This window comes from Streptomyces sp. NBC_01197, from assembly GCF_036010505.1.
Taxonomy (GTDB): Bacteria; Actinomycetota; Actinomycetes; order Streptomycetales; family Streptomycetaceae; genus Streptomyces.
The window spans coordinates 7,284,689-7,294,358 of sequence record NZ_CP108569.1 but is presented as its reverse complement, the minus strand read 5'-3'; the positions used below and the strand labels follow the sequence as shown (position 1 = coordinate 7,294,358).

At 72.4% G+C, this 9,670-nt stretch carries 3 protein-coding genes; all 3 read right to left on the bottom strand.

What is annotated here, in order from left to right; genetic code table 11:
* Nucleotides 1-8: 8 nt before the first annotated feature.
* The 3 genes from OG452_RS33465 to OG452_RS33455 all read right to left on the bottom strand — a co-directional run bounded on the left by OG452_RS33465 (nt 9) and on the right by OG452_RS33455 (nt 9,556).
* The gene (locus OG452_RS33465; protein ID WP_327299291.1) at nt 9-8,369 is read right to left on the bottom strand and encodes a non-ribosomal peptide synthetase; all 8,361 of its coding nucleotides are present in this window, start codon (nt 8,367-8,369) and stop codon (nt 9-11) included.
* 178 nt (nt 8,370-8,547) lie between these two features.
* Nucleotides 8,548-9,303 carry a thioesterase II family protein gene (locus OG452_RS33460; RefSeq protein ID WP_327299290.1) on the bottom strand — a complete coding sequence of 252 codons (756 nt, stop codon included), beginning with the start codon at nt 9,301-9,303 and terminating at the stop codon, nt 8,548-8,550.
* Between the two features lie 34 nt (nt 9,304-9,337).
* Nucleotides 9,338-9,556 (bottom strand): MbtH family protein, encoded by a 219-nt coding sequence (locus OG452_RS33455; protein WP_327299289.1) that lies wholly within the window; start codon nt 9,554-9,556, stop codon nt 9,338-9,340.
* Nucleotides 9,557-9,670 lie beyond the last annotated feature (114 nt).

The following is a 9,670-nucleotide window of genomic DNA, read 5'->3' as shown; positions in this document are numbered from 1 at the left end:
CCCTTACCTCAGTCGGCGCGGCGCGGTGAACGCCGTCGCTGCATGGCCTGCTTCTGGCGCTCGGCGCGGTCCTGGGTCCGGTCGGCCGCCGATCCGGTGTCCGCAAGGCCGTCGACCATCCGGGCCAGGCCCTCGATCGTCGGGTTCTCGAAGAGATGGACGAGCTGGAGCTGCCCGCCGCAGCGCTCCTGGAGCCGGGCATGGATCTCGGCCAGACGCAGCGAGTTGCCGCCCAGGTCGAAGATGTTGTCGCGGCTGCCGGGCCGCTCCACCCCGAGCACCTGGCTCCACACCTCGGCGATGGACTGTTCGGTCCCGGTCCGCGGGCTGGCGAAGTCCGCTCCCGCGGAGCCGAGGACCGGGGCCGGAAGCGCGCGCCGGTCGAGCTTGCCGTTGGCTGTCACCGGGAGCCGCTCCAACTGGACCAGATGGCTCGGAACCATGTATCCGGGCAACCGGGCGCGCAGTTCCTTGTTCAACTGCCCCTCGTCGAGGCTGTGCCCGTCGCTGGGGACGGCGTAGCCCACCAGGCAGCGCCCGCCCGGCAGATCGTCGCGCACGGCGACGGTCGCCTCGCGGACGTCCGCGCAGCGGCGCAGCGCGGCCTCAACCTCCCCGGGCTCGACCCGGAAGCCGCGGATCTTCACTTGCTGGTCCGAACGCCCGAGCAGCTCCAGGTTCCCGTCCCGCCGGTAGCGCGCCAGGTCGCCGGTGCGGTACAGGCGCTCACCGGCCCGGCCGCTGTGAGGGTCAGGTACGAACCGCTGCGCGGTGATCTTCGGGTCGACGTAGCCGAGGGCCAGGCAGGCGCCGCCGATGTACAGGTCGCCGGGGACCCCGACCGGGCAGGGCTGCATCCAGCGGTCCAGCACGTGGTACCGGGCGTTCTGGATCGGACGGCCGTACGGGATGCTGATCCAGGACGGGTCGACGCGTTCCACGGGGAAGTGGTTGGACCAGATCGCCGCCTCGGTGGCCCCGCCGAGTGACCGGACATGGACGCCGGGCAGCAGCTCGCGCAACCGGTCCGGCATGGTCACCGGGATCCAGTCACCGCTGAGCATGACCAGGCGTACCGCCGGACTGGCAGGCCGCGCCGCACGCCGCTCCAGGGCCGGCAGCAGCCGCTGCAGCGCGGCCGGCGCCGAGTCCCAGACGGTGACCTCGCCGGCCAGCAGCAGCTCCGCCAGGCAGGACGGCTCGGCGAGTTCCTCCTCCTGGGCGATCCTGATCCGGCCGCCCGACGCGAGGGTGCCGAAGATGTCGAAGACCGAGAGGTCGAAGCAGAGCGAGGTGACCCACAGCAGCCGGTCGGACGGACTGAACCCGAGGGTGTCGATGACCCAGCGCAACGTGTTGACCACCGCCGCGTGCTGGAGCACGACTCCCTGCGGGATGCCCGTGGACCCGGAGGTGAAGATCGTGTACGCGACCGACTCCGGTGCCACCGGCGGCAGTTCGGCCGCATCGTGCACCGGCGTCAGTGTGGCGTCGGCGTCGACCAGCACCACCCGCATCCCCGGCCGGCCTGCCGCCAGTTCTTCGGCCTGCGCGAGGTGCTCCGGGTCGGCGAGCAGGCAGACGGCGCCGCAGATGTCCAGGATTCCGGCGATCCGGCCGGCCGGGAAGGCGGGGTCGACCGGCACGTACGCCTTGCCCGCCTTCAGTACGCCCAGCACCGCGGCCACCGCCGCGGCAGAGCGGCCCATCAGCACGGCCACGTCCCTGCCCGGCAAGGGCAGCAGTTCCCGGGCCACCTGCTCCGACCTGCCGCGCAGTTCGTGGTACGTCCAGCTGCGGCTGAGGTCGCACACCGCCACCGCGTCCGGGGCCGCGGCCTCCTGATCGTCGAAGAGGGTGTGAATCGCGACGGGCCGCTGCGGCACCGCGGTGTCGTTCCACTCTCGCAGGATGCGCCTCGTCTGCGTGGCGTCGAGCAGCGGGATCCGGGAGACCGGCCCCCCGGCATCGCGCACGACCTCCTCCAGGACCGCCTCCAGATGGGCGGTCAGCTCCTGCGCCGTGGCCCGGTCGAAGATCTCCTCGTTGAACTCCAGCGCGCCGGACAGGCCTGCCGGACCGTCGGAGAGGGCGAGCAGCAGGTCGAACCTGGCGGTGTCACGTGGTACGTCGAGGCGCTCGCTGCTCATGCCCGGCAGGTCGAGTCCGCCCAGCGGGTCGTCCTGCAGCGAGACCATGGTCTGGAACACCGGGGTGCGGCTGAGGTCGCGGGCCAGTCCGAGTTCGCCCACCAGGGTCTCGAAGGGCAACGCGCCGTGTGCGTAAGCCTCCAGCGCCCGCTCCCTGGTGCGGTCGAGCAGCGCCGCGAAGGACGGGTCGCCGGAGAGGTCCAGCCTGATCGGGACCGTGTTGGTGAACGGGCCCATGACGTCGTCGAGTTCGGGCAGCGGCCGCTCGGCGATCGGCGTACCCACCGCGAAGTCTTCCTGCCCGCTGTGGCGCGTGAGTACGGTGGCGAACGCCGAGAGCACCACCATGAACAGGGTCGCGTCCCGGCCGGTCCCCAGCGCCGCCAGCCGGTCACGCAGCCCACGGCCGAACCGGACCGGGACGCTGCCGCCGCGGAAGCCCATCACCGATGGCCGGGGCCGGTCGGCCGGAACGGCCAGCGCCGGGAGACCGTCGAGCCGTTCGGTCCACCAGGAGAGCAGTTCCTGCTTGACGGGTACCAGTGAGGCCCGCTGCCAGGCCGCGAAATCGGCGTACTGGACGCCCGGTTCGGGCAGGACGGACCCCTCCTCGCCGGAGAGCGAACGGTAGGCGAGTGCGAGGTGGCGGAAGAACACCCCCGACGACCAGCCGTCCATCACCGCGAGATGGCTGACCAGCCCGACCAGGTGCTCGTCGGCGGCCAGTCGGAGTACGACGAGCCGGACCGGCCTGCTGCCGCCCAGGTCGACGGGGACGGCGGCCTCCTCGGCCATCCGCCGCACCGCAGCCGCCGTCCGCGCGGGCTCCGGCAGCTCCGCGAGGTCCTCCTCGATCCAGCCGAAGTCGGGTTCGTCACCGATCACTTGCCGGACGCCGCCGTCGCCGGGCATCAGCCGGGTGCGCAGCACCTCGTGGCGGCGGCCCGCCTCCTGCAGGGCGCGGCGCAGCAGTCCGGTGTCGAGCGGACCCCGCACGCGGACGGCGCCCGCGACGCTGTAGGCGGTGTTGCCGGGCATCATCTGCTGCATCAGCCACATCCGCTCCTGCGCCGACGACGGCGCCGGAGCCGGATCCCGGGGAACCGGTAGGAGCGGGACCGCGGCGGCGCCCTGGTCGGCCGCGGCTGCGACCAGCGGCGCGAGAGCGCTCACGCGGGGGTGCTCGAAGACCGCCCGCATGGGCAGGGCGACGCCGAACGCGCGCCGGATCCGGGTGATCAGGCGGGCCACAAGCAGCGAGTGGCCGCCGAGGTCGAAGAAGCTGTCCTCGACGCCGAAGTCCTGCCGGGCCAGCAGCTCGGTGAAGATCTCCAGCAGTCGCTGCTCGACCGGCCCGCTCGGGGCGGCCGTGCCCGCGGCTGCGGCGAGTGCCGGCGTGACCAGCGCACGCTTGTCGAGCTTGCCGTTCGGGGTCTGCGGCAGCCGCTCGACCACCGCGATGGCCGAAGGCACCATGTAGGGCGGTAGCTGGGCGCGGGCGAACGCCTGCACCTGGCCGGGCTCAAGCGTGCTGCCGGTGGCCGGAACCAGCCAGGCGCACAGCACCCGGCCGGCACCCGGGACTTCGCGCGGCAGCACCGCGGCTTCGGCGACCGCGGGGTGGCGGCGCAGCGCCACCGCGCACTCTCCCGGCTCGATCCGGAAGCCGCGGATCTTCACCTGGTCGTCGGAGCGGCCCAGATAGCGCAACTGCCCCTCGGCGTCCACCCGGACCACGTCGCCTGTGCGGTACATCCGCTCTCCGGGCCGGGACAGGTCGGGCAGGAAGCGGTCTGCGGTCAGCGCGGGGTCGTTCAGATAGCCGCGGGCCAGGCCGGGCCCGCCCAGGTAAAGCTCACCGGGCACGCCCGGGGCCACCGGGCGCAGCCGGCTGTCGAGCACATAGGCGTGGGTGCCGGAGATCGGGCGGCCGATGGGCGGCTCGCCCGGTTCGTCAGCCCGGATCAGTGCCTCGCAGGCGTAGGTGGTCGCCTCGGTCGGGCCGTAGAGGTTCATCAGCCGGTCGACCGACGGGTGGCCGAGTACGGCGTCGGCCAGCGGCCGGGGCAGCGGCTCACCGGCCAGGTTCACGGTGCGGACTCCCTGCGGGAGCCGTCCCGAACGCAGCAGCTCGGCGAGGGGCGAGGGGACGGTGTTCACCAGCGCGACCGGTGCCGGCAGTGCGTCCTCGGCCAGCACGAGTACGTCCCGGGCCAGGACGACGGTGCCGCCGCTGGTGAGCGGGCCGAAGATCTCGAAGACGCTCAGGTCGAAGGAGAACGAGGTGGCGGCGAGCACCGCGATCAGGTCCGCGGCGAACCGCTCCCGCGCCCAGGCGAGGAAGGAGACCGCGTTCCGGTGGGTGAGCGCGACGCCCTTCGGACGGCCGGTCGAGCCGGAGGTGAACAGGACGTAAGCGAGGTCGCCCGGACGCACCGGAACGTTCGGCAGCGGCGGCAGATCCTGAGCCGGTTCCGCCGGTACCACGGGTATGTCCCCCGGCAGGTCACGCGCCTCGCCCGCGGCGACCACCATCGACACCCGTGCCTGGCCGAGGATCCACTGGAGCCGGTCGTCGGGCAGCGAGGGGTCGAGCGGCAGATAGGCGGCGCCGGCCTTGAGTACGCCGAGGAGCGCGATCACGGACCTGGCGTCCCGGCCGGTGAGCACGCCGACCACGGACTCCGCGCCCGCTCCGCGGCCGGCCAGCTCGGTGGCCAGCCGGCCTGCGGCCTGGTCGAGTTCGCGGTAGGTGAGGGTGCGCCGCCCGTCGGTCAGCGCCGTGGCCTCCGGAGTGCGCCGGGCCCACTCGTCGAACAGGCCGGGCAGGCTCGTCTCGTCGTACGCCCCGGCGGCCGCGGGCGTTTCGAGTGCCGGGAGAGCCGTCGCCAGCGGTGTGCCGGACAGGCTCAGGCCGGCGACCGGCTGTGCGGGGTCGGCCAGCGCGGAGCGGAGCAGGCCCAGGTAGCAGTCGAAGAACTGACGCACGTCCCCGGCTGCGAACAGGTCCGCGCGGTACTCCACGTTGCCGAGCAGCTCGGCTCCGGAGTCCGCCAGGTTCATGGTGAGGTCGAAGGCGTTGTCCCGGCGGGACAGCGGCACCGGCAGCATGGTGAGTCCGCCGACCCGGACCGGCAGCCGCGGGTCCTCAAGGGCGATCCGGGCGATGTCCGCCGTGTGCTCGGACTGGATGCTCTGATAGGCGACGAGCACGTTGCACCGGTCGGTGGGCCGGTCGGTGGCCTGCAGGATCGCGGCGTACGGCAGCTCACCGTGCTCCAGGGCGTCGGCGAGGGCGTGTTGCAGTCGCGCGGCCGCGTCCGTGAAGCAGGTCTCCGGGCCGTGGGTGCTGGCCAGCGGCAGCACATTGACGAAGTAGCCGACCACGTCCAGCTGGTCCCGGCGGCCGCGGTTGGCGGATGGCGTGCCGACGGCGATCCGCTCCTCGCCGGTGAGGCGGTGCAGCAACACATGCAGGGCGGCCTGCAGTACGGCGTTGACCGTCAGCCGGTGGGTCCGCGCGAAGTCGTGTACCTGCGCGGACAGGTCGGCGGGGACCACGAAGCGCTCCACCGCGCCACGCGCGGATCCCATCGCGGCACGGGCCATCGGCAACCGGATCTCCAGCGGGACACCGCTCAGCTCTGCCTTCCAGTGCTTTCGCAGCCGGTCGTCGTCGCCGGTCCCGACCAGGCGGCGCTGCCCGGCCGCGAAAGCACCGTACGCCGCGTCGTGGGCCTCTTCGTGGGCCCTGGACGCCACTTCGTCCGGCACGGCGGTGTCGGCGGACCGGTATGCGTCGGCGACCTCCAGCAGCAGCAGTCCGAGCGAGCGCAGATCGCAGACCGCGTGGTGGACGGCGAAGACCACGACCGTCTCGGTCTCGGCTGTACGGATGACGGTGGTCCTGACCAGTGGGCCGGTGGCCGGGTCCATAGGCCGGCAGGCCGCGTCCTCCAGCAGCGCCGTCAGCACGGCCCCGTCCTGCCCCCGGGCGTCGTGCACGGCCAGCTCCGGCGGGAGTTCGGGGTGCAGTACCCGCGCCAGTGCCTCGTCGCCCGGGACGAACGAGGTCCGCAGCGCCGGATGGCGGGCCACCACGGTCCGTACCGCCGTCAGGAAGTCGTCCACACGGAACGCGCCGAGCACCTTGACCGCACGGCCGACCACGTACGGGGAGTCGTCACCGGCGAGGTCATCAGCGAGGAGCAGCGCCTCCTGGCCCGGCGAAGCCCCGGAGTAGGCGGCTTCGGCCCGCTCCGGCCCGGCGAGGATCCGGGGTGCCGCCGCGACGGCGGCCGCCAGCTCGGCGACGGTCGGCCCGGCGAGCAGGTCGGACAGTGACAGCTCGACCCCCAGCTCGGCCAGGACGCGCAACCTCAGGTCGACCACGCCCAGCGAGTCCAGGCCCAGGTCGAAGATGCACGCGGAGTCGTCCAGCGCGTCCGGCGAGAGCCGCGCCACGGCAGCCAGCACAGCGCGGAGACCGGCGCTCTCCTCGCCGGAAGGGGCCGCAGTGCCCGGCGCGTCACCACCGAGGCGCGGCAGTTCGCCGCGCAGCCACTGTTCCCGGCACGCCTGCCGGCGGATCTTGCCGCTGGTGGTACGCGGGACGCCGCCGCGCCGGGTGAAGACGACGGCGCCGACCGCGACGCCGAGCTCGGCGGTGGCCGCCTTCCGTACGCCGTCCGCAGCGGAGGCCAGCTGACCGGCGGAGGTGTGCCGGTCCACTTCGAGGACGATCCCCAGGGCTTCGGCGCCGTTCTCCTCGTAGCCGAAGGCGGCGGCCGCGTCCGGATCGAGTCCGGGGTGGCCGGCTGCGGCGATCCGCTCGGCGTCCTGCGGATGGACGTTGCGTCCGCGGACCACGATCAGGTCCTTGATACGTCCGGTGACGTAGAGCTCGCCCTCGTGGCGGAATCCGAGGTCGCCGGTGCGGAGGAAGGAGCCTTCCACGTCGGCCACCCGTGCGCCGAAGGTGGCCGCGGTCGCCTCCGGGGCATCGAGATAGCCGGCCGCCACGCTCGGCCCGCTGACCCATATCTCGCCGACGCCGCCGTCGCCGACCTGGCACCCGCGGTCCGGATCGACGATCAGGACTTGGTGGCCGGCCGCAGGTGCACCACAGCTGACGAGCCGACGGCCGCAGCCCTCCGCAGCTGGCACCACCCGTCCGTGTAAGGCGAGTTGGTCGCCATCGACGGCAAGTACCCGGGCACCTTCGCCTCGGTCGGCACCGGAGACCAGCAGGGTGGCCTCGGCGATCCCGTAGCAGGCCGCAAAGGCGCGGGGATCGAAGCCCTGCGCCGCGAAGGCCTCCGCGAAGCTGTCCTGGCTCTCCGCGCGGATCGGCTCCGCGCCGTTGAACGCCACCCGCCAGCTACTGAGGTCGAGTCCGGCCGTACGCTCGGCGTCGATGTGCCGGACGCAGTGCGCGTATCCGAAATTGGGGCCGCCGCTGACGGTCGCCCGGTGTTCGGAGATCGCCTCCAGCCAGCTGCCGGGGTCGCGCATCAGCGCCTGGGGAGACATCAGCAGCGCGGGGAAACCGGTGTGGACGGGCTGGAGGATGCCGCCGATCAGGCCCATGTCATGGAACGGCGGGAGCCAGATCACCGACGAATCCCGTGCGGTGAGAGCGAACTTCTCCCTGATCGCTTCGGAGTTGGCCATCAGGTTGTGGTGGGTGACCATGACGCCGCGAGGAGCGCCGGTCGAGCCCGAGGTGTACTGCAGGAAGGCGAGGTCGGCGGGGGCCGGGCGGCGTCCGGACCAGTCCTCGGCCCGGTGGGTGGGCGCGCCGTCGGTGGTGAGCACCGCGCCCGGACCGCCACCGGCGTTCGCCGCATGCTCGTCGAGCATCTTCCGGGAGGCGGAGACCGTCAGCCAGGCGGCCACCCGGGCGTCGTCGGCTGCGGCCAGCTGGCGTTGAGCGCGCTTGCGACTGGTCGGCAGGGGCATCGGAACCGCCACCATGCCCGCGTACAGACAGGCGAAGAACGCGACGACGAAGTCGAGGCCGGGCGGATAGAGCAGCAACAGGCGGCTGCCGGCCAGGTGTTCGGCCTCCAGGCGCGCCGCCAGCGCACGCACCCGCCGGTCCAGTTCGGCGTAGGTCAGCTCCTCGGCCACTTCCCCCGTGGCCCGGAGGAAGCCGAAGGCCCGGCACCGCGGTTGGGCTTCGGCGCGGTGGCTGAGCACGTCAACCAGCGTGCTCACGTCCGTGGACGGTGTCATGTCGATGGCGTGGCTCACGGACTTCCCCCAGAGATGACGAGCAGAACGGGATTTGCTTGTGGTTCGGCAGGCGCACCGCGGTGCCCCCGGCACGGCGTCACGCGGCAGGCCGGCGCGGCCGGCCGACGGGCGGATCATGCGGCGGAGCGGGCCCCGCTCCTCAGAGGACGTCCGACAACAGGGCGGTGACGTATGTGGGTTCGGTGTCCACGAAGAAGTGCCCGCCGGCCACTGTGCGCAGGGTGAACGACGCACTGGTCTGCCGGGCCCAGCCCGACATCCGGTCCGCCGCCGCACGCTGGTCACGGGTGCCCGCCAGGGCCAGGACCGGCACCTCGAGAGGCGCCTCGTCCAGGTAGCGGTAGGACTCGACGATCGCGAAGTCCCCCCGGAGTGACGGCATCAGGAGCGCCATCAACTCCGGCTGCCGCAAGACAGCTTGGGGCGTGCCGCCGAGGTCACGCAGGGCCTCGGTGAAATCGGCGTCCGGCAGACCGCTGATCGGCCGCTCGGTCCACGGCAGGTCCGGCGCCTGGCGTCCGGAGACCACCAGGGAGGCAGGCGGGCGGAACCCGATCCGGCGGACCTCCCGGCACAGCTCGAAGGCCACCGTGGCCCCCAGGCTGTGCCCGAACAGTGTGTACGGGCCGTCCAGGGCGGCTGCCAACTCCCGTGCCAGCGGCTCCACCAGTGACGGGATGTCGCGGCAGAGGGGCTCGGCGAACCGGCGGCCACGGCCCGGAGGCGTCACCGCGAGCACGGAGGTAGCCGCCGGCAACGATGTCTCCCAGCCCTGATAGGTCTGCGGCCCTCCACCGGCGTACGGAAGACAGACCAGTGTCATCCCGGCGGCTGGGCCGGGCTGTCCGGTCCACCACCGGGAGGACGGGGAGGGGGTGGTGCCAGTGCCGACCACCGCGGCACTCCTTCCGGGAACAGGCGCGGCCGGATCAGCCACGCAGGCTGAGTGGACGCATGTCGGTCCAGACCCGTTCCACGTGCGCGAGGCACTCTTCGCGAGTGCCTCTGACGCCCTCCTGCCGCCATCCCGCAGGAAGGTCGATGTCGGCCGGCCAGATGGAGTACTGCTCCTCGCCGTTGACGACGACTCGGAAATCTGTCGATGAATCGTGGTGGAACACTTTTGCCTCAAACCTATGAGTACGCATACGCAGGAAAGGGGACGCGAGCGCGCCTACGGCTGCGCTCGAAGCACGAAACAGAAAGAGAAATACATCGACGAGAGTCTTGGAATCCCCCGTCGCCCCCTGAGAGAGAACCGG